Source organism: Paracoccus sp. S4493 (assembly GCF_000967735.1).
GTDB classification, from domain to species: domain Bacteria; phylum Pseudomonadota; class Alphaproteobacteria; order Rhodobacterales; family Rhodobacteraceae; genus Paracoccus; species Paracoccus marcusii.
Map to the genome: position 1 here is coordinate 1 of NZ_JXYF01000344.1, position 308 is coordinate 308.

At 74.4% G+C, this 308-nt stretch carries 1 pseudogene; it reads left to right on the top strand.

Features of this window, described 5'->3' with window-relative positions:
- A pseudogene (locus TW83_RS21420) lies at nucleotides 1-308 on the top strand (heavy metal translocating P-type ATPase); the annotation flags it as partial.

Genomic DNA, 308 nt, shown 5'->3' on the forward strand with positions numbered 1-308 from the left:
CCGAACAGGCGGTCCGCCCCGCGACGGGTGCGGACCCGTCGTGGTACCGGACGGCCAAGGGGCGGCTGGTGGTGCTGACCGGACTGCTGCTGGCGCTGGCCTGGATCGTGGCGCTGCTGACGCCCGAGGGCGGCGGGTATGCGGCATTCGTCGCGGCCTGCCTGATCGGGGTGGCCCCCGTGGCCTGGCGCGCCATTGCGGCGCTGCGCACGGGCCAGCCCTTCACGATCGAAAGCCTGATGACCATCGCCGCGGGCGGCGCCCTGCTGATCGGCGCGGCCGAAGAGGCGGCGCTGGTCGTGTTCCTG